Here is a 26,339-nt window from a genome sequence, read left to right as displayed (position 1 = left end):
GGCCAGCATGGCGGAGATCACCGGCGAAGGGTCGGACCGGACATGTGACCTGCGTCAAAGAATCCGGACCCGTTTCCGTCCGGCGGACGTCCGCGCGGTCGCGCAGTATCGCAGCCCCATCGCCGAATTGAGTGGTTTTGCTCGCGCGCGTTGCCCAAGCGATGCCGACTGATGTTGGTCATCGGGTCCTGAGATGCGGGATAATGGCTTGGAAGCAATGTGTTCGATGCCGGTGTCGCGTGTCCTGGGCAAGGATCGCGTGCCCTCTCAGTGGGCCGTCGGCTTTGACGATGAGCTGGGTTTCAGGAAGGGGAACGAGCATGGCGGCCATGAAGCCGCGGACGGGTGATGGCCCGCTCGAGGTGACCAAGGAGGGGCGGGGCATCGTCATGCGCGTTCCGCTCGAAGGCGGCGGTCGACTCGTCGTCGAGCTGACCCCTGACGAGGCCGACGCGCTCGGCGACGCCCTCAAGAAGGTCGTCGGCTGACGCGCAAGCGACCATACCCTTTCAGCTGCCCCGGCATCGTACGCGGTGCCGGGGCCTGCTGTTTTTCAGGGATACGCGTGCCGTGCCCCGGCTGTTCACAGCGGTTCTCCGAGCTGCCGTTCACGGCTGCGGCCGGACTGCGATTCGGGGCCGCGGTGCGGGTCGCGCGCAGGCCCGGATCAGCGCTTGACCGCGCACAGCAGCCCGTCGCCCACCGGCAGCAGTGACGGCACCAGGTCGGGGCTCTCCCGGACAGTGCGCAGCAGCTCCCGCAGCCGCAGCACCTCCGTGGGCTGCGGCCCGGAGTCCACCGTGCGCCCGTGCGCGAAGACACCCTCGAACACCACGAGGCCTCCGGCGCGCAGCAGGCGCAACGATTCAGCGAGATAGTCGGGGAACTCCAGCCGGTCGCCGTCGCAGAAGACGAGGTCGTAGCCCGCGTCCGCGAGACGGGGGAGGACGTCGAGGGCGCGGCCCGGGATGAAGCGGGCGCGGTTGCTGGCGAAGCCGGCCGCGCGGAAGGCCTGCCGGGCGAACTGCTGGTGCTCCGGCTCGGGGTCGACGGTGGTCAGCACCCCGTCTGGCCGCATGCCGTGCAGCAGGTGGATCCCGGAGACGCCGGTACCGGTACCGATCTCCGCGACCGCCTTGGCGTCCACGGTGGCAGCGAGCATCCGCAGCGCGGCGCCCGCGCCGGGCGACACCGAGCGCAGCCCTGACTCACGGGCCCGGTCACGGGCCCAGCGCAGCGCGTCGTCCTCGGCGACATAGGCGTCGGCGAACGCCCAGCTCGTCTGCCGGTTGCCGGTAATGGCCCTCTCCCGTCCCCATGGTTGCCTGGGCGTGACTGTATCCGTTGGCGTCGGGAACCCGCAGATGGGACCGGTCGTTTGAAGGGGTGAGCGAGTGGTGGGGGGACGCGACGGGGGGTATGAGATGGATCAGGACGCCGAGCAAGTGCTGACGCAGCCGTACGAGCCGTGCCAGCGCGTATCAATTTCTCGTAAAACCGCTTATCCGGAGCTAACGGGCGAGGTGGCTATGGTAGGGGCTCCACTGGACACCACCAGAGCCGACAGGGGAGGTGCGGCTGCGCCTGTGGATCGGGGAGGAGTGCTAAGGCGCTTTCTCGGATCGGCGGGCAGGCCGAAATCCGTGAACGACACCGCTGCTGACCCGAGCCACGCCGCCGGCTTCGCCCAGACCGCGACCTTCTCCACCGACGCGGACGGGCAGGCGTGGACTCCGCCCACCTGGGAGGAGATCGTCAGCACCCACAGCGGCCGCGTCTACCGCCTGGCCTACCGCCTCACCGGCAACCAGCACGACGCCGAGGACCTCACCCAGGAGGTCTTCGTCCGCGTCTTCCGCTCCCTGTCGACCTACACCCCGGGCACCTTCGAGGGCTGGCTGCACCGCATCACCACCAACCTCTTCCTGGACATGGTCCGCCGCAAGCAGCGCATCCGCTTCGACGCGCTCGGCGAGGACGCGGCCGAGCGGCTGGCCAGCAGGGAACCCACCCCGCAGCAGCTCTTCAACGACGCGCACTTCGACGCGGACGTCCAGCAGGCCCTGGACACCCTCGCCCCGGAGTTCCGCGCCGCGGTCGTCCTGTGCGACATCGAGGGACTGTCGTACGAGGAGATCGCCGCGACCCTGGGCGTCAAGCTCGGCACGGTCCGCTCCCGCATCCACCGCGGCCGCTCCCAGCTGCGCAAGGCCCTGGCGCACCGATCGCCCGAGGCCCGCGCCGAGGCCCGCGCCGAGCGGCGCACCTTCGTGCCCCGCGTGCCCGCACTGGGGGGAGGGGGCGCGAGCGCGTGAGTGGATCACGACCGAACCCGGCCGCGAGCCGCCTCGCGGAACAGCATCTGGGAGACCGCCTCTCCGCCCTGGTGGACGGAGAGCTCGGTCATGAGACGCGTGAGCGCGTCCTGGCGCACCTGGCCACCTGCCCGAAGTGCAAGGCGGAGGTCGACGCGCAGCGACGGTTGAAGAACGTCTTCGCGGAGGCCGCCCCACCACCCCCCTCCGCGAGCCTCCTGGCCCGCCTCCAGGGGCTCCCCGGGGACGACCCGGACGGCGGGGGCTCGCCGCTCGACGGCGCGGGATTCTCCGGCCCGCTCCCGGGGCGGTCCGGCATCTTCGGAGTACGGCGGGACGAGCGGTTCGAGTTCGGCTACGTTCCCGCCGGGCCGCACGGCGCCGATGCCACGGCGGTCTCCTCGGACGCGGGCTTCCGGATCCACCCCGTCGGCCGCGGCGACGGTGAGCGGTCGGCCTCGCGCGGGATGCGGTTCGCCTTCGTCGCCGCCGGTGCGGTGTCCCTGGCCGCAATCGCCCTCGGCGGGGTGACCACAGGCATGCCGGGCGACGCGGGCGCGGACACCCGAAGCGGCACCGGGGGCAGCAACGTCACTCCGGCGCGTACGGCAGGCGGTGGGGCGGCGACGTCCCCCGAGACCCTGCGGCGCCGTTCCGGTGGCCCGCTGCTGGCACAGGGGCAGCGGTCCTCGGGTGGCATCCCTGCGGCGCCGACGGCCCTGTCCGCACCGCTGCTGCCCGGAATGCCGTCCCGCGGCGCCGGGCAGACCCAGGACATCATGAGCACGCTGACCACCCCCGTGGTCGCCGGTGCCGCGCTGGTGTCCCCGCTGATACGACCGCTCACGGCGAATTCACCGATCAACCTGACGTCCTGGTCCTCGACACCGGTGATCACGGCGCCCGGTGTCCTGGCCGTACCCGTTCCCGCCGTCACACCGGCTGCCACCTCCTCAGCCACCTCCACCTCCTCGGCCTCCTCGCGCACGGCGCACTGACCGGCCTCTGCGCGGCGGCCCGGGAACCTGGTTGAATCCAGGGAGGTTGCGCCCATGACACAGGTGGGCGCGGAGTCGACGACGCGCGGCATCCGCCGAACAGCCGTGCCGAGGCCAGCTGCGGGGAGAGCATGAACGAGGGCAAGCCCACCAAGTCCACTCGGCCGAAGTGGTGGAGCCGACCCAGGCCGGTCCCTCCCGCCGAGACGGAGAGCACCACATCCGGCGTGCCGGGTCCGTCCCTGGCGGAGGGTGCCGTGCCGGGTCCGTCCGTGGCCGAGGTGGCCGAGGGTGCCGTGCCGGGTCCGTCCGTGGCCGAGGGTGCCGTGCCGGGTCCGTCCGTGGCCGAGGTGGCCGAGGGTGCCGTGCCGGGTCCGTCCGTGGCCGAGGGTGCCGTGTCCGGTTCGGCGGTGGCTGAGGGTGCCGTGCCGGGTCCGTCCGTGGCCGAGGGTGCCGTGTCCGGTTCGGCGGTGGCCGAGGGGGCGCCGGCCGCTCCGGGTTCCGGCCCGGAATCGGTGGCCGGGGATGTCGCTGCCGGTGGCTCCGATGTCGGGGCCGACGGCGACTACGAGCTCGAACGGCCTGCGGGGCGCCCGGGCGGCGATGCGCTGTCCGCCGACGGTGACTTCGAGCTTGCGCAGCCCGGTGCGGTGGTCGGCGGCACCGGGAATGACTCCGGGACGGCCGGCGCCCTTGAGGACGCCGCCGGGCCGGGCTCCGTCGAGCCCCTGGACGGTGCCACCGGCTCCGTCGCACCGCCCGCCGAGCCGCCCAGGCCCCTGCACGACCCGGACCCGTACAACACCCCGCCCTACGGCGAGCCGGGCCCCTGGGCGCCCGCCCCGCCGGTGCAGCACCCCGCGGTGACGTCCTCGCCGGGCACAACGGCCGCGACGCCCCCCGATGCGCAGTCCACCCCTGTTCCGCCGCCTGCGGTGCCGTCGGTTCCTGTTCCGCCGCCCGCGGTGCCGACCGCCCCGGTCCCGCCGCCCGCGGCGCATTCAACCCCCGTTCCGCCCCCCGCAGCCCCGCTGGCGTCGGGGCCGTCACCTGCTGTGCCTGCTTCCGACTCCGTCCCCACCGCCGACACCCCGCCCACTACCGATCCCTGGCAGCGGTACGACCCCTGGGCCGCCACCCCCTTGCCCGCCCCCCTTCAGCAGAGCGGGGCCCGGGTGCTCACGCGGGCGCAGCGGCGCAGGCGGGTCAGGCGGGTCCTCCTCGGCGGGGCCCTCGCACTCGCGCTGGTGTCCGGCGGGCTCGGCGGACTCCTGGGGGCGTACATTGAACGCAACGGCGGGGTGGGCGCCGTGCAGCTGCCGCAGGCAGGAAAGGAACCCACCGGACGCGCCCCGGACAGCGTCGCCGGAATTGCCGCCCGCGCGCTGCCCAGCGTCGTCACCCTGCATGTCAGCGGCTCCGACGAGAAGGGCACCGGCACCGGCTTCGTGCTCGACCGTCTGGGCCACATCCTCACCAACAACCACGTCGTCGAGCCCGCCGCCTCCGGCGGCGACATATCGGTGACCTTCAGCGGCGGCCAGACCGCCAAGGCCAGGATCGTCGGCCGGGACACCGGCTACGACCTCGCCGTCGTGCAGGTGCACGGCGTCCGGGGCCTGACCCCCATGCCGCTCGGCAACTCCGACAACGTTCAGGTCGGTGACCCGGTCGTCGCCATCGGCGCCCCCTTCGACCTCGCCAACACCGTCACCTCCGGCATCATCAGCGCCAAGGAACGGCCCATCACCGCGGGCGGCGACAAGGGCGACGGCAGCGACGTGTCGTACGTCGACGCCCTGCAGACCGACGCCCCGATCAACCCCGGCAACTCCGGCGGCCCGCTCCTGGACACGCAGGGCCGTGTCGTCGGCATCAACTCCGCCATCCGCTCCGCGGACAGCGGCTCCGACCTGCAGACCGGCCAGGCCGGCTCCATCGGCCTCGGCTTCGCCATTCCGGTCAACCAGGCCAAGCGCGTCGCCGAGGAGCTGATCAACTCGGGGAAGGCCGACCACCCGGTGATCGGCGTCACCCTCGACATGAACTACACCGGTGACGGCGCCAGGGTCGGCACCAAGGGCCGCAGCGGCGGCTCCCCGGTCACCCCGGGCGGCCCCGGCGCCAAGGCCGGCATCAAGGCCGGCGACCTCATCACCGCGGTCGACGGCCGGCGTGTCCAGTCCGGCGAGGAGCTGATCGTCAGGATCCGCGCGCACCGTCCCGGCGACCGCCTGGAACTGACCGTCGAACGCGGCGGACTGGAGCGGAAGGTGTTTCTCGTGCTCGGCTCCTCGAGCAGCGGGTGACTCGCCCGGCGCCCCGCGCGACCACCCGGACGGCCACCCGGGGGAAACGCCCCGTTCGGCGGCGATTGACGGAAACCTCACGGGCAAGGCCCCAAGGCATTGCCACGCATGGCAAACAAGGTGAAAAACCCGCCGTGTACACGCACACGGACACCTCGGGACGGTACCGGTCGGACACGTACGCCGGGTACCGTGGACCCGGCCCGGACCACGGAAGACCCGCACCGACCACCCGAGGGCCGAGGACCGAGGACATCGCAAGGAGCTTCAGGTGTTCAATGACATAGGACCGCTTGAGCTGGTGACGATCATCGTCCTGGCGGTGCTCGTGTTCGGTCCGGACAAGCTCCCGAAGGTCATCCAGGACGTGACGCGTACGATCCGGAAGATCCGTGAGTTCTCGGAGAGCGCCAAGCACGACATCCGCAGCGAACTCGGCCCCGAGTTCAAGGACTTCGAGTTCGAGGACCTCAACCCCAAGACGTTCATCCGCAAGCAGCTCGACAACGAGGACCTGGGGCTCAAGGAGATCCGCAACGGCTTCGACCTGAAGAAGGAGATGGCCGAGGTCACGGACGCGGTGTACAGCCGCGAGTCCGACTCCCCGGCCTCCTCGTCGGCAGCCTCGTCGTCCTCGGGGGCGGCGGGCTCCGGCAATCGGGTCGACATGACCAAGAAGCCCGAGGGCACGGACCACGACGAGCGCCCTCCCTTCGACGCGGACGCCACCTGAGTGACGCAGGGCGGTGAGCCGCACGTCAGCGGGCGTGCGGCGGTCGTGAACGTGACGCGTTTCATACCACTCGCACGCCGTGGGCGGCCTGAACCCGTTGTCCGCGCGACCCACGCGCCGGGTGGTTTCCCGGTTGCCCGAAGCAGGGTCGATATGCTGCCGAGTTGTTGTGCGGACCGGACGAGTACGCCCGAAGGGGGGCGGGCCGACCCGGTCCGACGAGAGCGAGGAGGCGTCCGGGCACATGGAGACGACAAGTCGGGCAGTCGCACAGGCGCCGGCAGCGGAGGGTGGACAACAGGTCCCCTCCGCCCGGCGTACGGTTGACGGCTACCTGCTGGCGCCCTTCCCGTGGTACGGCCTCGACGAGGCCTTCACGGGGCCGCGCTGGCTGATGCAGGTCGGCACCTCGGCCGACGGATCCGTCGAACACGGGTCGATCGGCCACGGCGACGAGCCCTCGGTACGCAACGAGTTCGTGTCGGGGTCCTTGGACGAGCCCAAGGAGAAGTTCGCGGTCGTGGTGACCGTCGCGGCCAGCCCCGACCGGCGCAGCGCGGACGGCACGGGCCTGCTGGAGGCCACCTCGGTGTCCTCGGCGGCATGGCTCGCCGGGGTGGGACTGCTGTCCTTCACCTGGCCCGGGCAGATGGACCACAGCCTGCGGGACGACTGGCTGGATCAGCAGACGGAGACGGCGTGGGCCCTGGCGGACGACCTGTCCGGCCCGGCGTGGTCGTCACTCTCCCTGCCCGTGGACGGCGTCCTCGCGCCCTTCCACTACCGCGAGTCCGAGTTCGGCTGGGTGCTCGCCGGGTCGACCCAGGAGGGCGTGCACGTCGGGGCGTACGGCAGAGGCATGAGCGCGTACGGTCTCGGCTTCGCCATGATCAAGGACATCGCGGCATACGCCTAGGGCGAAGGAGGTGCCCAGGCGTGAGAGGCGCCTGGGCACCTCCTTGATCTTGGCTAGCTGTTGCCGGATCAGTACGGCGGCACCCAACGAGCTCCGGAATCCTGGTGGGTTCGTACTGGATGCGCATCCAATTCCAGGCGCCGCGCCCGTCCAGGAATACGAGCGCGCCGCTGGCTGCAATTCCGAAGCAGAAAGCCAGACGCGCGGCGCGCACCGCGTTGAACCATTAGTGGCCCTCTGGTTCCCGGGCCAGAGCGACGTCCTGCACGGAAACCTGCTCGGGCGGGTTTCTCTCCTCGCACCCCTCCACCAGCCAGTTACGCGGCTATCTGCGTACGCGGTCTTCCATCATCCGATCCTCCTTCTGTCACGGCGGGAGCCGGGTGGCCGAGGGCGACCATCCGCTACGGGCGGCCGTCGGCGGAGTCGTCGTAGCGCTCGACGACCTGCCCCACCGCGGCCGCCGGCCCTTCGGGGTCGTGGCTCACTTTATGAAGTGCGGGACTACCCAGCGCACGAGACCCACGAAGCGACCACGGTCTCCGGGCAGTCTGCGGGCCGTGCGACGGAGCTCAGCGATGACCAACGATGACCGACGACGACGGCTCCGTCGCTGGTCAGCGGGTTGGCCGGCGACGGAGCCGCAGTTCACAGATGCGCGATTTCAGAACTTGTTCTTCGGGGTGATCCCGAGGGACAGCCCCGAAAGCCCACGCTGCCGTCCCCCCAGCTTCCCCGCGATCGCGCGCAGGGCCGAGCCCGCCGGGGAGTCAGGATCGGTCAGCACCACCGGCTTGCCCTCGTCGCCACCCTCGCGCAGGCGGACGTCGATGGGGATGTTGCCGAGGACCGGGACGGAGGTGCCCGTCGTCCTCGTCAGCCCGTCCGCCACCGCCTGGCCGCCACCGGTGCCGAAGACGTCGACCATCTCACCGCAGTGCGGGCAGGGGAGACCGGACATGTTCTCCACGACGCCCACGATCTTCTGATGCGTCTGAACCGCGATGGAGCCCGCCCGCTCGGCCACCTCCGCGGCCGCCTGCTGAGGCGTCGTCACGACCAGGATCTCGGCATTGGGGACCAGCTGGGCAACGGAGATCGCGATGTCGCCCGTGCCCGGCGGGAGGTCCAGCAGCAGCACGTCCAGATCGCCCCAGTACACGTCCGCGAGGAACTGCTGGAGCGCGCGGTGCAGCATCGGGCCGCGCCAGACCACCGGCGCGTTGCCCGGGGTGAACATGCCGATGGAGATGACCTTCACGCCGTTCGCGGACGGCGGCATGATCATGTTCTCGACCTGGGTCGGGCGGCCGTCGGCGCCCAGCATGCGCGGCACGCTGTGGCCGTAGATGTCGGCGTCGACCACGCCCACCTTCAGGCCGTCGGCCGCCATGGCCGCCGCCAGGTTCACCGTCACCGAGGACTTGCCGACCCCGCCCTTGCCGGAGGCGACCGCGTACACCCGGGTCAGACTGCCCGGCTTGGCGAACGGAACCTCGCGCTCGGCCTGGCCGCCGCGCAGGGCGGCCGCCAGCTCCCGGCGCTGCTCGTCGCTCATCACGTCGAGCGCGACGTCGACGCGGGTGACGCCCTCCACGCGGGAGACCGCCTCGGTGACGCGCTGGGTGATCGTCTCGCGCATGGGGCAACCGGAGACCGTCAGGTACACCGTGACCGCGACCGCACCGTCCGCGCCGATCTCCACCGATTTGACCATCCCGAGCTCGGTGATGGGTCGGTTGATCTCGGGGTCGTTCACCGTCGCCAGCGCTTCGCGCACCGCGTCTTCCGTAGCCATAAAGACGATGGTACGGCGCCCCGCGGCGGACCCGGGACCCCCGTCAGCGGTCGCCCATGTCACGTCCGCGGGGCTGTTCTGCCGGGAATACGCCGTGCCGGCGATGTCCGTCGACCTGCCGGTCCTCCAGCTCCTTGACCAGGTCCTGCAGCTCCGAGCGCATCCAGTCGCGGGTCGCCACCTCGCCCAGACCCATGCGCAGCGCGGCGATCTCGCGGGTCAGGTACTCGGTGTCGGCGATCGACCGCTCGTTCTGCTTGCGGTCCTGTTCGAGGTTGACCCGGTCCCGGTCGTCCTGCCGGTTCTGCGCGAGCAGGATCAGCGGGGCGGCGTAGGAGGCCTGGAGGGACAGGGCCAGGGTCAGGAAGATGAACGGGTACTCGTCGAAGCGCAGGTGGCGTGGAGCGGCGATGTTCCACAGCACCCACACGATGATCACGACCGTCATCCAGACGAGGAACCGCCCGGTGCCGATGAAGCGGGCGATCCGCTCGGACAGGCGTCCGAAGGCCTCCGGGTCCCACTCCGGCAGGATCCGGCGCCTCGGCGGGCGCGGCTGGTCCAGCCGGGCCGTCCGGGGCCGGGGGGCGGCCGTGGCGCCCGCCGGCAGGCGCTCTCGGGTGCTCTCGCGCTCAGGAGCCATGGGTGGCCGCCCCCTCGTCGTCCAGGTGGAACTCCGTCTCCCGCCAGTCCTCCGGCAGCATGTGGTCCAGTACGTCGTCCACGGTCACCACGCCCAGCAGCGACCCGGCCTCGTCGACGACGGGCGCCGCGACCATGTCGTACGTGGCGAAGAACCCGGCGACGACCGGCAGCGGGGCGTCGGGGTCCAGCGGTTGCAGGTCGTCGTCCAGGACCGAGCTGACCAGGGTGTAGGGCGGGTCGCGCAGCAGGCGCTGGAAGTGGGCCGTGCCCAGGTACTTGCCGGTCGGGGTCTCGTCGGGCGGACGGCAGACGTAGACCTGGGCGGCGAGCGCGGGCGACAGGTCGGCGTTGCGGACGCGGGCCAGGGCGTCGGCGATCGTCGAGTCCGGGCGCAGCACGATCGGCTCCGTCGTCATCAGGCCGCCCGCCGTGTGCTCCTCGTACGACATCAGCCGGCGCATGTCGGCCGCGTCGGCGGGCTGCATCAGCCCCAGCAGCCGCTCCTGTTCCTCCTTGGGCAGCTCGCCGAGCAGATCGGCCGCGTCGTCGGGATCCATCGCCTCCAGGACGTCGGCCGCGCGTTCCCCCTGCAGCTTCCCGAGGATCTCGATCTGGTCGTCCTCCGGGAGCTCTTCGAGCACGTCGGCGAGGCGGTCGTCGTCGAGGGCGGCCGCGACCTCGGCGCGTCGCTTGGGGGAGAGGTGGTGCAGCACGTTGGCGAGGTCGGCGGGGCGCAGCTGCTCGAAGGTGGCGAGCAGGTTCTCGGCGCCCTGCCCGTGCTCCTCCAGGGAGAAGCCGGTGACGGCGGACCACTCGACCGTCAGGGTCTCGCCCTTGCTGCGCCGGAAGGCCCCGCCCTTCTTCCCCTTCCGGACGAAGACCCGGTCGACCTCCCAGTCCCGGCGGGCCGGCAACTGCTGCACCGACATGTCCAGCACGGTCGCCTCTTCCCCGGTCTCCACGAGCTGGACCCGCCGGTCGAGCAGTTCGCCGAAGACGAGCCGTTCGGTGGGCCGCTGTTCGAAGCGCCGGACGTTCAGCACGCCGGTGGTGATGACCTGGCCCGACTCGATGCTCGTCACCCGGGTCATGGGCAGGAAGATGCGGCGCCGGGTGGCGAGTTCGACGACCAGCCCGAGCAGGCGGGGCGGTCGGCGCCCGACGCGCAGCATGACGACCAGATCTCTGACCCGGCCCACCTGGTCGCCGGTCGGATCGAAGACGGCGACTGCGGAAAGGTGCGAGACGAAGATCCGGGGGGCGCCCGCTGCCATGGCTGCGCCTCCTTTGCGTGCTCGGTGATGTGCGAGATGTGTGGTGGTGCCGGTGGGGGTCTTTTCCCGATTGCCCGCTCAGGTGGGCTTCAGGCTAGCCCGTCCTGTTCGTATACGTCCTGGTGAGCGTTGCGGACCGACTGGCTCCGCTGGGACCGGGCAGCCCCGGTACGCTGCCGTACGCCGCTCAGGACGTCCGTCAGAAAGGCAGCGCCGCCTGTGACCGCTATTCCCCAGGGCCGTATCCGCCGGGCCGCGCTGGCGAGCGCGCTGTGCGCGCTGGCCGTCACGGGGACAGGTCTGACGGCGTGCTCGGCGGGCGACCCCGACGCCGGCACGAACGGGGTGGGCAAGCTGCCTGCCGCCCAGATCCAGTCCCGGACCCGGGCCGCAGCGGACTCCGCCGACACCGTGCACCTGTCCGGGAACGTGGTCAGCAACGGCCGCACGTACGCGCTCGACATGCGCCTGAAGCCCGACGGCGGCTCCGGATCGGTCACCTCGCAGGGGGTGACCTTCGGACTGCTGCGGATCGGGGCGCAGCTGTATCTGAAGGCCGACGCCGAGTTCTGGGACCACGCCGACGGAAAGGGGACGGGCACCGGGGCCGCCGACAAGCTCGACGGCAAGTACGTCAAGGTGCCCCAGGGTGACCCCTCGTACAAGCGGTTCAGTGGCTTCACGGACAAGAACGTCCTCCTCGACGGACTGCTGACGCTGCACGGCTCGCTGGCCACGGACGGCCATCACGAGCAGTCCGGCATCCGCACCATCCGGATCACCGGCGACAAGGGTTCCGGCGGCACCCTCGACGTGTCCCTGGAGGGCCGGCCCTACCCCGTCCGCCTGGTACGGGCGGGTGGCGCCGGGACTTTGAGCTTTACGGACTGGGGTAAGGACTTCCCCCTGGCGGAGCCGGAGAAGGGTGAGACGGTCGACTACGGCAGACAACTGCCGACGTCATAGCCGCCCCTTTTCCCACCACGCCGTTCTGCCTGCCGCGCCGTTCCCCACCGCGCCGTTCCCCACCGCGCCGTTCCCCACCGCGCCCTTCCCCACTGGGCCCTTCCCCACTGGGCCCTTGTGCCTGCCGCGCCCTTTCCGATCGCCCCTTTGGGCCTGCCGCGTTCTTTCCCACCGCCCCCGTCTGCCTGCCGCGGCGTCCTCCGGCCCCTCGGGCTACTTCCGCCGCCGCTTCTTCAGCAGCAGCCGGGGCAGCCCCGCGGGGATCGGCCGGCGGGTCGTCGCCGGTGTCGGCAGCGGCGGCTCGGCCAGCGAGCCGTCGGGCAGCGGCGCGAGGTCACCCGTCGGCTCCAGCCGCAGCACGCGGCACTCACGGGCCCACCGCTGCGTCATGGCCTCACCGTCGGGCGCGTTGAGCCGCTTGCCCTTCAGCTCGGCGACGGCCGACTCCCAGGCCTCGGACCCCGGCGCCGGCTCCACCACCTTCGCGGTCCAGGTGACCAGCCGACCGCCCTTGTCCTTGCTGCGCACCGTCACCTCGGCCGTGGCCCCCTCGGCCAGCCCGGGCAGCGGCTGCTCGCCGGGCCCGTCGCCGACCAGACAGGCCGCGCCCTCGTGCCAGACATGCCACAGGGCACGGGCGGCCGGGGCACCGGCACCCCGGACCCAGATGAGGCCGGACTTCTTCGTGGCCTCCTCGACGAGGGCCTGGTCGAGCAGCTCGCTAGTCATGGCAGAAGGGTAGCGAGCCCGCTCACAGCCAGCCGTTGCGCTTCAGTGTGCGGTGGATGCCCAGACAGATCACGACCGTGATCCCCATGATCACCGGGTAGCCGTACTTCCAGTGCAGTTCGGGCATGTACGTGAAGTTCATGCCGTAGACGCCGCACACCATCGTCGGAACGGCGATGATCGCCGCCCAGGCCGTGATCTTGCGCATGTCCTCGTTCTGCGCCACGGACGCCTGGGCGAGGTTGGCCTGGAGGATCGAGTTCAGCAGTTCGTCGAAGCCCACGACCTGCTCCTGCACTCTGGCCAGGTGGTCGGCGACGTCCCGGAAGTACTTCTGGATGTCCGGATCGATCAGCCGCATCGGCCGCTCGCTCAGCAGCTGCATGGGCCGCAGCAGAGGCGCCACCGCGCGCTTGAACTCCAGGATCTCCCGCTTGAGTTGGTAGATCCGGCCGGCGTCCGTGCCGCGCGGCGTGCCCTTCCGCCCGAGCGAGAAGACCTCCGTCTCCACCTCGTCGATGTCGTCCTGCAGCGCGTCCGCGACCGCGATGTAGCCGTCGACGACGTGGTCGGCGATCGCGTGCAGCACGGCCGAGGGCCCCTTGGCCAGCAGTTCGGGGTCGTCCTGCAGCCGGTGCCGCAGCGCCCTCAGCGAGCCCTGGCCGCCGTGCCGGACGGTGATGAAGAAGTCCCGGCCGGTGAAGCACATGACCTCACCGGTCTCGACCACCTCGCTGTTGGCGGTGAGCTGGTCGTGGTCGACGTAGTGGATGGTCTTGAAGACGGTGAACAGGGAGTCGTCGTACCGCTCCAGCTTCGGGCGCTGGTGTGCCTGGACCGCGTCCTCCACGGCCAGCGGATGCAGTCCGAACTCCCGTGCGATACCGGCGAATTCGTCATCGGTCGGCTCGTGCAGGCCGATCCACACGAAGCCCCCGTCGCGCCGCACCAGGCGCATCGCCTCGTGCGGGCCGAGCGGCCCCGGCGTCTCGACGCGGGCGCCGTCGCGGTAGACGGCGCAGTCGACGACGGCGGAGGGCGTCGACGGGTCGCGCGTGGTGTCGTACGTGCCGTTGTCCTTCCGCGGCTCCGGGCGGGACGGGCGGACCACGGCACGCAGGTCACGGATCATCGACATGGCAGGGCTCCTTCGCAACGAGCGACGAGCAACGAAACGAGAGGTCGCTACGACGACTGGAACTGCCCGGAATGAGGACGTCCTGACTGCGGATGTTTGGCACGTCCACAAAGCGGGGAGCACCGCACCGTCGCGATGGCGTGTTTCGCTGCTGAGTCAGCTACCGGCTGAGATCAGGCAGATCAGGCAAACGAAACGAAGCGCTCTTCCGTATCACGGCATGACGGCATGACAGCACGAAAATGAGAGGCGGCAGCCGGCCAGAGCCAGAGCAGCTACATCAACGGGCGGAAGAGCGGGCGGTACTGCACGGTCGACTTCGGTCCATCGCAGCCCCACCTCCTCCGGCCGGTCCCTCGTGAGGGACGATCGATACCCTTGTTGAAGGGTGCCCCGTCAGGGGAAAATCATCGGCGTCGGGACCCGATTCGCGATGCTTCTGCATGCTGCCCCGAACCACCGGCCAAGAGTATCAGCCGACTGACGTGTCAAGGCGCCGCTTTGCCCGGTACTGACGAGTTCTATGCTCGCCACATGGTTGATGTTCTTCCCTTGGTCGAGGCCCGGTTGCGCTCCGCGCTGGGCGAGCCGGACGCGCGCGCCGCGGTCACCTTCCTCGGTACGGACCGCATCGAGGTGCTCCGTTTCAGCGAGCGTTTCAGCGCGTCGGAGCAGGGGGGAATCGTCCGGTACGCCACCCTCGGCATGTCCGCGCAGCCCATGACGGACCCGACGGCGATGCTCGCCGACCCGGTCAAGGGCCCCCGCGCGGAGCTCGTCCTCTCCGTCCGGGCCGGTCTCGCCGACACCGACAAGGTGCTCCGTCCGCTCGCCGTTCTCGCCGCGTCCCCGCAGGTCGAGGGCCTGGTGGTGGCTCCCGGCAGCTCGCTCGACGTGGGCGAGCCGCTGTGGCCCGGCGCTGCCTTCACCTCGGTGCTGGTGGCCGAGCCGGGCGGTCTGGTCGAGGACCTGGAGCTGGACGAGCCGCTGGATCCCGTGCGCTTCCTGCCGTTGCTCCCGATGACTGGGAACGAGGCCGCCTGGAAGCGGGTGCACGGCGCGCAGGCGCTCCAGGAGCGCTGGCTGTCGAACGGCACGGACCTGAGGGATCCCACCCGCAGATCCGTCCCGCTGGAGTGACCGATCTCACCAACCGGCCGCGCCGTGGGCTCAGTTGGCGAAGACCGCGACGCCGTCCTCGAGAGCGTGCCGCGGTTGCAGCTCCTCCGCCTCGTGATTCAGGGCCTTCCGCCGTACGGCCACGACGAGCGCGCCCAGCACCGCGGTGACCCCCGCCACCACGAAGGGGATGTGGGGGTCGCTCCACTCCTCGATCTTCGGCGCCAGACAGGGCGCCGCCGCGGCCGCGAACCAGCGCACGAAGTTGTAGCCCGCGCTCGCCACCGGGCGCGGCGCGTCCGAGACCCCGAGAGCCAGTTCGGTGTAGACGGTGTTGTTCACCCCGATGAAGGCACCGGACAGGACCGTGCAGGCCACGGCGGTGGTGTGGTCCCCGTAGCCGAGGACCACGACGTCGACGGCCAGCAGCACCAGCGAGCCGCCCAGCACCTTCAGCGACCCGAACCGCTTCTGCACGCGCGGCGCCACGAGCACCGAGAAGACGGCGAGCAGCACGCCCCAGCCGAAGAACACCGCTCCCGACTTGTACGGGGTCATGTCCAGCACGAAGGGCGTGAAGGCCAGCACGGTGAAGAACGTGTAGTTGTAGAAGAACGCCGAGACGGCCGCGGAGGCCAGGCCGCCGTGGCCGAGCGCCCTGATCGGGTCCAGCGGCGAGGTCTTGCGGGCGGGCCTGGGCTGCTCCCTCAGGAACGCCGTGATGCACAGGAAGCCGATCGCCATCAGCGTGGCGGTGCCGAAGAACGGGTAGCGCCAGTTGACGTTGCCCAGCAGTGCGCCGAGCAGAGGACCGCACGCCATGCCGAGGCCGAGCGCGGACTCGTACAGCAGGATCGCCGCCGCGCTGCCTCCGGCCGCGGCGCCGACGATGACCGCGAGCGCCGTGGAGACGAAGAGCGCGTTGCCGAGGCCCCAGCCGGCCCGGAAGCCCACGAGCTGCGCGACCGAGCCCGAGGTGCCGGCCAGACCGGCGAAGACCACCACGAAGGCGAGGCCGAGCAGCAGGGTCCTGCGTCCGCCGATCCGGCTGGAGACGAAGCCGGTCACCAGCATCGCGATGGCGGTGATCAGGAAGTACGAGGTGAAGAGCAGCGAGACCTGGCTGGGCGTGGCGTTCAGGCCCTTGGCGATGGAGGGCAGGATCGGGTCGACGAGTCCGATGCCCATGAAGGCGACGACGGACGCGCCGGCCGTCGCCCAGACAGCCTTCGGCTGTCGCAGGATGCCGCCGGCGCCCGCGTCCAAGGGGTCCGTGTCCATGCGTTCTCCCATCCGGCCGGACGACAGTTGGTGCATGCAAATAGTAAGTTAGGGCAGCTAATTAATGCAACATACATCCAGTCCTGTCCGGCAGGGGATGGCGGGACCGTTCCGTCCGGACGGGTGATCGTCCTTGACGTGGCGCAGTCGGGGTAGGACCGTGGGGCCCTATGAGGGGCGAACCCAGTTGCCCGAAGTGTGGTGGCCGGGTCAGGGCTCCCGGACTCTTCAGCGATTCCTGGCAGTGCGATGTGCACGGGACCGTGCACCCGGTGCAGCCCGTGATCCCGCCCAGCGTCGAGGCGCTCAGTGTCGTGGTGCATCGCACTCACGTGCCGGTGTGGATGCCCTGGCCGCTCCCGGTGGGCTGGCTGTTCACGGGGGTGGCCAGTGCGGGTGACGACCGCAGTGGGGGCCGGGCCACGGCCGTGGCCTGCTCCGGCCCCGGCCCGCTCGGTGGCATGGGCGAGCTGATCCTGGTCGCCGAGGAACTCGGTGTCGGACTGGGCGCACGCTATGCGGGCCTCGACGGCCCGGATCCCGGCCCGTATCTGAACGTCGAGAAGCCGCCGGACGCCAAGGTGCTGGCCGGTGGCCGTCCGACCCCGCTCTGGCATGTGTCGGGCACCCCGAACGACCGCGCCGTCTTCGCGGGCGAGGCGCGCGGGCTGTGGTTGTGGGCAGTGGTGTGGCCGGAGCAGTCGGGTCTGCTGATGTACGACGAACTGGTCCTGGCGGACCTGCGGGAGGCGGGCGCCGAGGTCGAGCTGGTGCCGTTCGGGGCACTGTCGCCGCGGCTGCTGCATCCGTAGGGAGTCGAGGGCCGGGCGGGTCGCCGTGCAGGGACCCATCGCGGGTCGCGGTGCAGGAGCGCGTGGCGGGTCGCAGTGCAGGGGTGCGTGGCCGGTCGCGACGTAGGAGTGCATGGCAGGTCGCGGTGTAGGGGGCGCACGGCCTGGGCGGGTGTGACAGGGCATCCCCCGTTTCCCGTTATCCTTGGGTGTCCCCTCCCGTCCCGTCACCGCCTGGAGTCAGCGTCGTGCGCATCGATCTGCACACCCACTCCACGGCTTCCGACGGTACGGACACCCCGGCCGAGCTGGTGCGTCACGCCGCCGCGGCCGGTCTGGACGTCGTCGCGCTGACCGATCACGACACCACCCGCGGGTACGCCGAGGCGATCGCCGCGCTGCCCGAGGGGCTCACCCTCGTCACCGGCGCCGAGCTGTCCTGCCGCATCGACGGCATCAGCATGCACATGCTGGCCTACCTCTTCGACCCCGAGGAGTCCGCCCTGCTCGCCGAGCGCGAGCTGGTCCGGGACGACCGGGTGCCGCGGGCCAAGGGCATGATCGCCAAGCTGAACGCGCTGGGCGTGCCGGTGACCTGGGAGCAGGTCGCCCGGATCGCCGGTGACGGCTCGGTCGGACGGCCGCACGTCGCCTCCGCCCTCGTCGAGCTCGGCGTCGTACCGACGGTGGGCGACGCCTTCACCGAGCAGTGGCTGGCCGACGGCGGCCGGGCCTTCGTGGAGAAGCACGAGACGGATCCCTTCGAGGCGATCCGGCTGGTCAAGGGCGCCGGCGGGGTCTGTGTGTTCGCGCACCCGGCGGCCGCCAAGCGGGGCCGTACGGTGCCGGAGTCCGCGATCGCCGAGATGGCGGCCGCCGGTCTCGACGGCATCGAGGTCGACCACATGGACCACGAGCCCGACACGCGCGCCCGGCTGCGCGGGCTGGCCAAGGAGCTCGGACTCCTCGCGACCGGCTCCAGCGACTACCACGGCAGCCGCAAGACCGTCTCGCTCGGGGAGTTCACGACGGACCCCGAGGTGTACGGGGAGATCACCCGGCGGGCGACCGGCGCGTTTCCCGTCCCGGGGGCCGGCGGAGCCTGAGCCGCACCCCGCCCACTCCCACCTCCCGTACCTCACGCGCAAGGCCTTACCTCACCCATGTTCGACGTTGCCGTCTTCGGCTCTCTCTTCCTCACCCTTTTTGTCATCATGGATCCCCCCGGGATCACCCCGATCTTCCTCGCGCTGACCGCGGGGCGCCCTGCCAAGATGCAGAAGCGGATGGCGTTCCAGGCCGTCTGTGTGGCGGGCGGTGTGATCGCCGTGTTCGGCGTGCTCGGCCACCAGATCCTGAACTACCTGCGCGTGTCCGTGCCGGCCCTGATGATCGCCGGTGGACTGCTGCTCCTGCTCATCGCGCTGGACCTGCTCACCGGCAAGACCGACGAGCCGAAGCAGACCAAGGACGTCAACGTGGCCCTGGTCCCGCTGGGCATGCCGCTGCTGGCGGGACCCGGCGCGATCGTCTCGGTGATCCTCGCCGTGCAGAAGGCCGACAGCGTCAGCACGCAGGTGTCGGTGTGGTCCGCGATCGTGGCCATCCACGTCGTGCTGTGGCTGGTGATGCGGTACTCGCTGCTGATCATCCGCGTGATCAAGGACGGCGGCGTGGTCCTGGTGACACGGCTGGCCGGCATGATGCTCTCCGCGATCGCCGTGCAGCAGATCATCAACGGCGTCCTGCAGGTCGTCCACGGCTCCTGAACTCCGTATACGCACAGGCCCCGTACGGCAGCACTGCCGTACGGGGCCTGTGAAGCGTGTGGGGGGAACCGCTCCTTACGAGGCCGAGGCCTCTGCCGGGCGGATCCAGAGCCGCTGGCCGACCGCGGCGGCCTGCTGAACGATCCGGTTGACGGAGGCGGCGTCCACGACGGTGCTGTCCACGGGGGTACCGTCGACCTCGTCGAGTCGCATGATTTCGAAGCGCATGGCTTCTCCCTTCGTCTGGTCATCCTCCTGAGGAGAATTACTGAGTGGACGGCGCACGGGGCGGCGGTGCCCCCTGTTCCGTACGTATTCAACGGGCTGAGTGTTACAAACATTCCCTACGCTAATGAAAATTCTCGAACATCTAGTTACCGACCGGTAGGGGAGGCTGGCGGGACCGACCGGGACCGGTTGTGTTCGCAGCGTGACCGCCGGGACAATAGAGGCAATGAACGACGACCTCGCGGCGCTGAGTGCCCGCATCGACCGCACGAACGAGCTGCTGGAGCGCATGCTCGCCGAGGTGGCGAAGACACCCTCGACCCATGCGATCTTCGTCGACGCGGGCTATCTCTACGCGGCCGCGGGACGGCTGGTGGCCGGAACGGAGGACCGCCGCGCCTTCGACCTGGACGCCGAGGGGCTCATCGACGCGCTCATCGACCGGGCCCGCACGGTCTTCGCCGACAGCCGGCTGCTGCGCGTCTACTGGTACGACGGCGCCCGGCGCCGCATCCACACCGCCGAGCAGCAGTCCATCGCCGAACTGCCGGACGTGAAGGTCCGCCTGGGCAACCTCAACGCCAACAACCAGCAGAAGGGCGTCGACTCCCTCATCCGCTCGGATCTGGAGTCACTGGCCCGGCACCGTGCCATCAGCGACGCAGCGCTGCTCGGCGGCGACGAGGACCTGGTGTCGGCGGTGGAGGCAGCCCAGGGCTACGGAGCCCGGGTCCACCTGTGGGGCATCGAGGCGCCCGAGGGCCGCAACCAGGCCGAGCCGCTGCTGTGGGAGGTCGACAGCCAGCGCACCCTCGACCTCGACTTCTTCAAGCCGTACGTCTCCCGGCGCACGGCCCCCGCCTACGACGCGACGGGCGCGGCCCGGCCGACCCGCGAGGACGTCCGCTTCGTGGGCGCGCAGATCGCGGCGAAGTGGCTGGCGGCGCGCGGCCGCGAGGCGCTGGTGGAGCTGCTGCCCGGCCACCCCTACCTGCCCGGCTCCGTCGACCAGGACCTGCTGGTGGAGGCCGAGGGCATCCTGCAGTACTCCCTGCGCGGCCAGGCGGACCTGCGCCGCGCGCTGCGCGACGGCTTCTGGGAGCACCTGCAGACGCAGTACTAGTGTCCTGCGCCTGAAGTCCGTCGGTGGATCTCCCTCGTCTCGGTGATCGGATTCACGCTGCCGACCAGGCGCGTTGACCGTCCGCGGCTCAGCCGGAACTGCCTGGGAACTTCCGGCGCAGGACACTAGACCGGCCTCCGCGGGACTCGCCGAGGCAGTGCCGGTCCGGGCTATGCGGTGGTGCTGTCCCAGAAGTCGGCCACGGACCGGGCCGTGGTGAGCGGCTGGTCGCAGTTGGGGGAGTGCTCGGCCCCTTCGACCAGGGTCCGCCGCGCCCCGAGCCGCAGGGCCATGTCGTCGAGGACCGGCACCGGCCAGGTGTCGTCCCGGGCTCCCGACAGCACATGGAACGGCAGTGCAACCGCGGCGAGTTCGGGGATCCGGTCCGGCTCGGTGCACAACTGTCGGCCCGTGGCGATGAGTTGGGCGGGCTTGTTGCCCAGCCAGCGGCGGCGCAGGTCCTCCCGGTCGTCGAGGCCGGCGTCGAGTTCGGCGCCGGTGTCGGTCTCCTCCGGAGGTTCCATGGCCTGCATGGCCTCCCACACCTCGGTCATCGACATCACGGCGAGCGCGTCCCGCAGCAGTTTCACGCGCTGCTGCTGTGGCACGGAGATCTGGGCCGGTCCCGAGGCCATGAGGGTGAGGGAGCGAAAGGGGGAGGGGTCGACGAGCACGGCCGCACGGGCGATCTGCCCGCCGAGCGAGTGCCCCAGCAGGTGCACGGTAGTACCGAGCGCCTCGACCTGCGCGAGCACGTCCCGCGCGAGCTCCTCCTGCGCGTAGGCGGACTCGTCGTCCGCCGGACCGTCCGACTCGAACTGCCCGCGCCCGTCCACGGCCACGGTCCGGTACCCGCGCGCCGCCAGCGGTCCGTGCAGCGGGTTGAAGTCCTCCTTGCTGCCGGTGAAACCCGGCAGCAGCAGCGCGGTGCCCCTGGGCTCGGCACCGGCGGCCACAGGCGCGTCCACCACGGCGAACTCGCCCCGGGCGGTGCGCAGACGGTAGGCCCGGGCACCGGGCGGCGGAACGAAGGTCGGCGGCCTGCTCATGTGTCGAGGCTATCGGGCACCGGGCGCCCGGGTGGTGTCGGGGCGGCACACGGGGGAGGGCGAGGGCACGTTGGCCGGAAGGTGACCGAGCCCGCGTCCGGCGGGTGTTGACGGTGTGGGGCGGTGCGGGCGACGGGTGTGGGGCGGTGCGGGCGACGGGGTGGATATCGGGCTGGGGCGGGGGCAACCGGGGTGTGCCTGGTGCGCCGTATGGCTCATGCCGCGTATGGCTCATGCGTCGTATGGCTCATGCCCCGGGGGCGGCGGGGCCGTGCGGCCGACAACCGGGCGCCGGGCGGCATGCGGGGCAGGACTCGGATACGCAGACGGCCCGGCCCACTTGAGGTGGGCCGGGCCGTCCGGTCGTGCGAGTTCCGGAGCCGTACGGTGCCGGATCAGGCCTCCGCGGACTCCACCGCGGCCGCCGTCTTCCGGGTCCGACGCGCCGTGGGCTTCGCCTCCACCGCATCGCCGCTCGCCTCGCCCGCCTCCGCGGCCTTGCGTGTCCGGCGGCGCGGCTTGGTCTCCGGCTCCCCGGTGGTCTGCGCCGGGATCTCCGCGGTGACGGTCTCGGCGGTCGCCTTGCGGGTACGGCGGCGCGGCTTGGCCTCAGCGGCACCGTCAGCAACGTCCGCCGCCGCTTCGGGCGCGGCAGCGGCCTTGCGGGTGCGGCGCGGCTTGGCCTCCGCGGCCTCGGCCGTGTCGACGGCGACCTCGGCGGCAGCCGTCTTGCGGGTGGTCCGGCGGCGCGGCTTGGCCTCGGCACCCTCGGCCGTCTCGACCGCGGTCTCCGCCGTGGCCTTGCGGGTGCGGCGCGGCTTGGCCTCCACGGCCTCGGCCGTGTCGGCGGCGGCCTCGGCGGCAGCCGTCTTGCGGGTGCGGCGCGGCTTGGCGAGCGAGGTCTCCGCAGCGCCCGCGGCGTCCGCAGCACCCGGGGCTTCCGGGGCCTGCGCCCCGACGGTGGCCTTGCGGGTACGGCGGCGCGGCTTGGCCTCGACCGCCTCCGCCGTGTCGACGGCGGCCTCTGCCACCTCCGTCGGCGCGGGCGCCTCAGCGGCCTTCCGCGTGCGGCGGCGCGGCTGGGCCTGGGCGGTCGCCGCGGGATCGGCGGCCGACCGGGCGGCGGCGTCGGTCTCCTCGGCCATCTGTGCCGTGGTGTCGGCGACGACGGTCTCGGCGGTCGCCTTGCGGGTACGGCGGCGCGGCTTGGCCTCGGTGGCGGTCTCCACCGTGTCCACCGCGTCCGCCGCCGCCTCGGCGGCAGCCGCTGCCCTCTTGCGGGTCCGGCGCGGCTTCGCCTCCTGTGCGGAGTCCTCCGCGCCCTCGGCCGTTGCGACGGCGGCCTCGGCGGGCTCCGACGTCTTACGGGTGCGACGGCGCGGAGTCGCTTCGGCAACCGCCGTCTCCGTGGGCTCCGGGGCCTCGGCCGCGGCCGCCGCCGGGGCCTCCGGCGTCGCGGCCACCTGCTCCGCCGACTTGCGGGTACGGCGGCGGCGCGGCTTCGCCGGGCTTTCGGGGGCGTCGAGGGCCGGGCCCTCCGCCGTCGTCACCGCGGCCTGTGCGGTCTGCGCGGACCGCTCGTCCCCGGTCGAGGGTGCCGTGACCGGCTCGACGACGGACGTGGCCTCGGCCGGCACCGCCTCGGCGGCCACCGGCTGAGCCGGCACTCCGCCGCGGATGCGCCGACGGCGGCGCGGGGTGCGGGTCGCGTCCGGCTCCTGCACAGCCCCGGTCTCACCGGTCGTCGGCGTGGACTCCACCGACGCCTCGCCGGACGCCGAGTCCACCGGCGCACCGTTGCGCGTCCGGCGTCGGCGGCGCGGCGTGCGCGCCGGGCGCTCACGGTCGGCGGTGCGCTCCTCGCTCCGGTCGCCCCGGCCACCGCGACCGCGTGCGCCGCGGCCACCGGTCTCGCCGAGGTCCTCCAGCTCCTCCGCGTCCAGTCCGGCGCGAGTACGCTCCGAGCGCGGCAGGGTGCCCTTGGTGCCCTCGGGGATGCCGAGGTCGGAGAACAGGTGCGGGGAGGACGAGTACGTCTCCACCGGGTCGTTGAAGTCCAGCTCCAGCGCCTTGTTGATCAGCTGCCAGCGCGGGATGTCGTCCCAGTCGACGAACGTGATCGCCGTACCCTTGGCGCCCGCGCGGCCCGTACGGCCGACCCGGTGCAGATACGTCTTCTCGTCCTCGGGGGACTGGTAGTTGATGACGTGGGTCACGCCCTCGACGTCGATGCCGCGCGCGGCGACATCGGTGCAGACCAGGACGTCGACCTTGCCGTTGCGGAAGGCGCGCAGCGCCTGCTCGCGGGCGCCCTGCCCGAGGTCGCCGTGGACCGCGCCGGAGGCGAAACCGCGCCGCTGGAGCTGCTCGGCGATGTCGGCGGCCGTGCGCTTGGTGCGGCAGAAGATCATCGCCAGTTCGCGGCCGTCGGCCTGAAGGATGCGGGCGACCATCTCCGGCTTGTCCATGTTGTGCGCGCGGTAGACGAACTGCTTGATGTTCGCGACCGTCGCGCCCTCGTCGTCCGGCGCGGTGGCGCGGATGTGCGTGGGCCGGGACATGTAGCGGCGCGCGAGACCGATGACTGCGCCGGGCATGGTCGCCGAGAACAGCATGGTCTGGCGCTTGACCGGCAGCATGTCGATGATCTTCTCGACGTCGGGCAGGAAGCCCAGGTCGAGCATCTCGTCGGCCTCGTCGAGGACCAGGCACTTGACGTGCTTGAGGTTCAGCTTCTTCTGGCCGGCCAGGTCGAGCAGGCGGCCCGGGGTGCCGACCACCACGTCGACGCCCTTCTTCAGGGCCTCGACCTGGGGTTCGTACGCGCGGCCGCCGTAGATCGCGGTGACGCGTACGTTGCGCACCTTGCCCGCGGTCAGCAGGTCGTTCGTGACCTGGGTGCACAGCTCGCGCGTGGGGACGACGACGAGCGCCTGCGGGGTGTCGGTGAGGGCCTCGGGCCGGGCGCGGCCCGCCTCCACGTCGGCGGGAACGGTCACGCGCTCAAGGAGCGGAAGGCCGAAGCCGAGCGTCTTGCCGGTGCCCGTCTTGGCCTGGCCGATGACGTCCGTGCCCGAGAGGGCCACGGGCAGCGTCATCTCCTGGATGGGGAAGGGAGTGGTGATGCCGACGGCTTCGAGGGCCTCGGCGGTCTCCGGAAGGATTCCGAGCTGTCGGAAAGTCGTAGTCAGGGTGCTGCCTCTTCTGTGTGTGCGGCGCGAGGCGAGCGCGGGGGTCGTGTCTGACCGTGCCGGGGGGACGTCGGCGGCCGTACGGGCAAACCGCTCGGGCAAGCCGTATGGCACGGGACCTCTGCCGACGCTCTAGCGCTCGTACCGCTGAGGGTGTCCCTCCGGTCGTCCTACGCACGGTGGCGTACGGCCGGGGAGGGCTGTCGGGTCGGAGCCGATCGGGCCACCGACCGGGCATCCTCATGCGTGCGGCCTGTCGAGGCACGTCGAAACCTATCGACCCACCCAGCAGGCGCATTACCACCATACCTCGGAATCGCGCACATGCGATGGCCGATTTGGTCACGTAGTCGCCGTCACACTGGTTGACCAGGTCCTTCCCTGGCGCGGCGAGCGGGCTATTGTGCGCTTCATGACGAGCTCTGACAAGCCTGCCAACGCCTCCGACGCATCCGCCGAACGCTCCGGGGACGCTGCCCGCGACTGGGCGACGGCCTCCGCCGACCCGCACTACCGCGCCGCGGTCGTGGACCTGCTCGGTGCGCTGGCCTACGGGGAGCTGGCCGCGTTCGAACGGCTCGCGGAGGACGCCAAGCTGGCACCCACCCTCGCGGACAAGGCGGAACTGGCCAAGATGGCCTCGGCGGAGTTCCACCACTTCGAGCGGCTGCGCGACCGGCTCACCGAGATCGGCGAGGAACCGACCCGCGCGATGGAGCCATTCGTCGCCGCCCTCGACGGCTTCCACAAACAGACCGCGCCCTCGGACTGGCTGGAGGGACTCGTCAAGGCGTACGTCGGCGACTCGATCGCGAGCGACTTCTACCGTGAGGTCGCGGTCCGCCTCGACTCCGACACCCGTGACCTCGTCCTGGCCGTCCTCGACGACACCGGACACGCCGGATTCGCGGTGGAGAAGGTGCGCGCGGCGATCGACGCCGACCCGCGGGTGGGCGGTCGGCTCGCGCTGTGGGCGCGGCGGCTGATGGGTGAGGCCCTGTCGCAGTCCCAGCGGGTCGTCGCCGACCGCGACGCGCTGTCCACGATGCTCGTCGGCGGCGTCGCGGACGGCTTCGACCTCGCCGAGGTCGGCAGGATGTTCTCCCGCATCACCGAGGCGCACACCAAGCGGATGGCCGCGTTGGGGCTGGCCGCCTAGGGCCAGGGCCGCTCCGGCGGATCGGATTGCTCGGGTCCGGAACGCGGGATCAACCGGGACCAGCCGGAATCGGACGCAATCGGCCGGGATCGGCCGGGATCAGGGGCGACGCCGCGATCGGCGCCGGATCAGGCCGGTGCCGATCGTCGGCGGAGTCTTCCCGCGGGGCGCAGCAGCAGGGAGAGGGACGCGGCCGAGACGACCGCCGCGCCGAGCAGGCTCGGCAGGAGACTGCCGGCACCCAGCGCGCTGTGCGTGACGAAGTCACCGAAGAGGGCGCCGGCCACGCCGGTCGAAAGCACCAGCGGGCGGGACGGCAGGCGGTGGGACAGGCGGTGCAGCGCCGCCCACCCGAGCAGCAGACCGAGCACGGCGGAGCCGATCGCTTCCAAGAACATGTTGGGTCCCTCCCACACGGTCGGCCGGTGCCTGACGGTCCAAGCGCGTCATACCCCTGACCTGCGGAATGCAACCCTCGCCTGTGGGCCGTTTGTGCCCCGGCTGTGAAGGGAAGCGGGAGGGGCCCGGCGGTCGCGACCGCCGGGCCCCTCTCCTCGTCCTTGACCGCAGCGACTACAGCGCGCCGAAGCCCACCTTGCGCGGGGCCGGCTCGCCGAGCTCGACGTACGCGAGACGGTCGGCCGGGACCAGCACCTTGCGACCGTGCTCGTCCACCAGGGTCAGCAGCTGCGACTTCCCGGCCAGCGCCTCGGCCACCGCCCGCTCGACCTCCTCGGCACTCTGACCGCTCTCCAGAACGATCTCGCGGGGCGCGTGCTGCACGCCGATCTTGACCTCCACGGCTATG

At 71.4% G+C, this 26,339-nt stretch carries 26 protein-coding genes; 14 read left to right on the top strand and 12 right to left on the bottom strand.

Going from position 1 to position 26,339, the window contains the following annotated elements:
- Positions 1–7 precede the first annotated feature (7 nt).
- A complete protein-coding gene (locus tag AB0A61_RS21210; protein ID WP_361294126.1) occupies positions 8–172 on the top strand; it encodes a hypothetical protein in 165 nt (54 codons plus the stop codon).
- A gap of 148 nt (positions 173–320) precedes the next feature.
- Entirely contained in the window at positions 321–488 is a 168-nt protein-coding gene (locus AB0A61_RS21205; RefSeq protein ID WP_003966491.1) for a DUF3117 domain-containing protein, read from the top strand.
- Between the two features lie 179 nt (positions 489–667).
- Here AB0A61_RS21205 and AB0A61_RS21200 read toward each other — a convergent pair whose 3' ends face one another.
- On the bottom strand, positions 668–1,366 hold the full coding sequence (locus AB0A61_RS21200; RefSeq protein WP_361294375.1) for an O-methyltransferase: 699 nt from the start codon (positions 1,364–1,366) through the stop codon (positions 668–670).
- A gap of 235 nt (positions 1,367–1,601) precedes the next feature.
- Between AB0A61_RS21200 and sigE the strand changes: the two genes are divergently transcribed.
- The 5 genes from sigE (at position 1,602) to AB0A61_RS21175 (ending at position 7,271) form a co-directional block, all read left to right on the top strand.
- Positions 1,602–2,315: an RNA polymerase sigma factor SigE gene (gene sigE / locus AB0A61_RS21195; RefSeq protein ID WP_361294123.1), complete on the top strand. Its 714-nt coding sequence runs from the start codon at positions 1,602–1,604 to the stop codon at positions 2,313–2,315.
- On the top strand, positions 2,312–3,313 hold the full coding sequence (locus AB0A61_RS21190; protein WP_361294120.1) for a zf-HC2 domain-containing protein: 1,002 nt from the start codon (positions 2,312–2,314) through the stop codon (positions 3,311–3,313). The genes sigE and AB0A61_RS21190 overlap by 4 nt, the downstream gene beginning before the upstream one ends.
- 131 nt (positions 3,314–3,444) lie before the next feature.
- Positions 3,445–5,622, top strand: a complete 2,178-nt coding sequence (locus tag AB0A61_RS21185; protein ID WP_361294117.1) for a trypsin-like peptidase domain-containing protein — start codon at positions 3,445–3,447, stop codon at positions 5,620–5,622.
- 271 nt (positions 5,623–5,893) lie between these two features.
- Positions 5,894–6,355: a sec-independent translocase gene (locus tag AB0A61_RS21180; RefSeq protein WP_361294114.1), complete on the top strand. Its 462-nt coding sequence runs from the start codon at positions 5,894–5,896 to the stop codon at positions 6,353–6,355.
- 244 nt (positions 6,356–6,599) lie between these two features.
- A complete protein-coding gene (locus AB0A61_RS21175) occupies positions 6,600–7,271 on the top strand; it encodes a hypothetical protein (RefSeq protein WP_361294111.1) in 672 nt (223 codons plus the stop codon).
- A gap of 664 nt (positions 7,272–7,935) precedes the next feature.
- Here AB0A61_RS21175 and AB0A61_RS21170 read toward each other — a convergent pair.
- From AB0A61_RS21170 to AB0A61_RS21160, 3 genes are read right to left on the bottom strand one after another with little or no spacing between them, the layout of a single operon-like run.
- Positions 7,936–9,069 (bottom strand): Mrp/NBP35 family ATP-binding protein, encoded by a 1,134-nt coding sequence (locus AB0A61_RS21170; protein WP_361294108.1) that lies wholly within the window; start codon positions 9,067–9,069, stop codon positions 7,936–7,938.
- Positions 9,070–9,112: 43 nt separating this feature from the next.
- Positions 9,113–9,712, bottom strand: a complete 600-nt coding sequence (locus tag AB0A61_RS21165; RefSeq protein ID WP_361294105.1) for a DUF1003 domain-containing protein — start codon at positions 9,710–9,712, stop codon at positions 9,113–9,115.
- Positions 9,702–10,988, bottom strand: a complete 1,287-nt coding sequence (locus AB0A61_RS21160) for a CBS domain-containing protein (RefSeq protein WP_361294102.1) — start codon at positions 10,986–10,988, stop codon at positions 9,702–9,704. Before AB0A61_RS21160 ends, AB0A61_RS21165 begins: the two co-directional genes overlap by 11 nt.
- 219 nt (positions 10,989–11,207) lie before the next feature.
- Here AB0A61_RS21160 and AB0A61_RS21155 point away from each other — a divergent pair, with 219 nt between their 5' ends.
- The gene (locus AB0A61_RS21155; RefSeq protein WP_361294099.1) at positions 11,208–11,954 is read left to right on the top strand and encodes a hypothetical protein; all 747 of its coding nucleotides are present in this window, start codon (positions 11,208–11,210) and stop codon (positions 11,952–11,954) included.
- A gap of 213 nt (positions 11,955–12,167) precedes the next feature.
- Here the strand turns inward: AB0A61_RS21155 and AB0A61_RS21150 are convergent, their stop codons facing one another.
- Positions 12,168–12,683, bottom strand: a complete 516-nt coding sequence (locus AB0A61_RS21150) for a hypothetical protein (RefSeq protein ID WP_361294096.1) — start codon at positions 12,681–12,683, stop codon at positions 12,168–12,170.
- 22 nt (positions 12,684–12,705) lie between these two features.
- On the bottom strand, positions 12,706–13,821 hold the full coding sequence (locus AB0A61_RS21145; protein ID WP_361294093.1) for a magnesium and cobalt transport protein CorA: 1,116 nt from the start codon (positions 13,819–13,821) through the stop codon (positions 12,706–12,708).
- A gap of 534 nt (positions 13,822–14,355) precedes the next feature.
- Between AB0A61_RS21145 and AB0A61_RS21140 the strand changes: the two genes are divergently transcribed.
- Positions 14,356–14,961 (top strand): suppressor of fused domain protein, encoded by a 606-nt coding sequence (locus tag AB0A61_RS21140; RefSeq protein WP_361294090.1) that lies wholly within the window; start codon positions 14,356–14,358, stop codon positions 14,959–14,961.
- A gap of 30 nt (positions 14,962–14,991) precedes the next feature.
- Here AB0A61_RS21140 and AB0A61_RS21135 read toward each other — a convergent pair whose 3' ends face one another.
- On the bottom strand, positions 14,992–16,221 hold the full coding sequence (locus tag AB0A61_RS21135) for an MFS transporter (RefSeq protein WP_361294087.1): 1,230 nt from the start codon (positions 16,219–16,221) through the stop codon (positions 14,992–14,994).
- 170 nt (positions 16,222–16,391) lie between these two features.
- Between AB0A61_RS21135 and AB0A61_RS21130 the strand changes: the two genes are divergently transcribed.
- The 3 genes from AB0A61_RS21130 (at position 16,392) to AB0A61_RS21120 (ending at position 18,781) form a co-directional block, all read left to right on the top strand.
- A complete protein-coding gene (locus AB0A61_RS21130) occupies positions 16,392–17,033 on the top strand; it encodes a DUF6758 family protein (RefSeq protein WP_361294084.1) in 642 nt (213 codons plus the stop codon).
- Between the two features lie 227 nt (positions 17,034–17,260).
- The gene (locus tag AB0A61_RS21125; protein WP_361294081.1) at positions 17,261–18,118 is read left to right on the top strand and encodes a PHP domain-containing protein; all 858 of its coding nucleotides are present in this window, start codon (positions 17,261–17,263) and stop codon (positions 18,116–18,118) included.
- A 57-nt stretch (positions 18,119–18,175) separates the two neighbouring features.
- A complete protein-coding gene (locus AB0A61_RS21120) occupies positions 18,176–18,781 on the top strand; it encodes a MarC family protein (protein ID WP_361294078.1) in 606 nt (201 codons plus the stop codon).
- A gap of 75 nt (positions 18,782–18,856) precedes the next feature.
- Here AB0A61_RS21120 and AB0A61_RS21115 read toward each other — a convergent pair whose 3' ends face one another.
- On the bottom strand, positions 18,857–19,009 hold the full coding sequence (locus AB0A61_RS21115; RefSeq protein ID WP_361294075.1) for a hypothetical protein: 153 nt from the start codon (positions 19,007–19,009) through the stop codon (positions 18,857–18,859).
- A 226-nt stretch (positions 19,010–19,235) separates the two neighbouring features.
- Between AB0A61_RS21115 and AB0A61_RS21110 the strand changes: the two genes are divergently transcribed.
- Complete coding sequence (locus tag AB0A61_RS21110) at positions 19,236–20,132, top strand: NYN domain-containing protein (protein WP_361294072.1); 897 nt, start codon at positions 19,236–19,238, stop codon at positions 20,130–20,132.
- 170 nt (positions 20,133–20,302) lie between these two features.
- Here AB0A61_RS21110 and AB0A61_RS21105 read toward each other — a convergent pair whose 3' ends face one another.
- Both AB0A61_RS21105 and AB0A61_RS21100 read right to left on the bottom strand, forming a co-directional pair.
- On the bottom strand, positions 20,303–21,181 hold the full coding sequence (locus AB0A61_RS21105) for an alpha/beta hydrolase (RefSeq protein ID WP_361294070.1): 879 nt from the start codon (positions 21,179–21,181) through the stop codon (positions 20,303–20,305).
- Positions 21,182–21,576: 395 nt separating this feature from the next.
- Entirely contained in the window at positions 21,577–24,279 is a 2,703-nt protein-coding gene (locus AB0A61_RS21100) for a DEAD/DEAH box helicase (protein ID WP_361294067.1), read from the bottom strand.
- 505 nt (positions 24,280–24,784) lie between these two features.
- On the opposite strand from AB0A61_RS21100, the gene AB0A61_RS21095 reads away from it, so the two are divergent.
- On the top strand, positions 24,785–25,531 hold the full coding sequence (locus AB0A61_RS21095; protein ID WP_361294064.1) for a ferritin-like fold-containing protein: 747 nt from the start codon (positions 24,785–24,787) through the stop codon (positions 25,529–25,531).
- Between the two features lie 128 nt (positions 25,532–25,659).
- On the opposite strand, the gene AB0A61_RS21090 is transcribed toward AB0A61_RS21095, so the two are convergent.
- The gene (locus AB0A61_RS21090) at positions 25,660–25,929 is read right to left on the bottom strand and encodes a hypothetical protein (protein ID WP_361294061.1); all 270 of its coding nucleotides are present in this window, start codon (positions 25,927–25,929) and stop codon (positions 25,660–25,662) included.
- Between the two features lie 175 nt (positions 25,930–26,104).
- Complete coding sequence (locus AB0A61_RS21085; protein WP_053758651.1) at positions 26,105–26,332, bottom strand: DUF3107 domain-containing protein; 228 nt, start codon at positions 26,330–26,332, stop codon at positions 26,105–26,107.
- Between the last annotated feature and the right edge of the window lie 7 nt (positions 26,333–26,339).

Source organism: Streptomyces sp. NPDC046197, from assembly GCF_040646295.1.
Classification (GTDB): Bacteria; Actinomycetota; Actinomycetes; order Streptomycetales; family Streptomycetaceae; genus Streptomyces.
The sequence above is the reverse complement of the archived record's forward strand: the minus strand, read 5'-3'. Positions and strand labels throughout refer to the sequence as shown.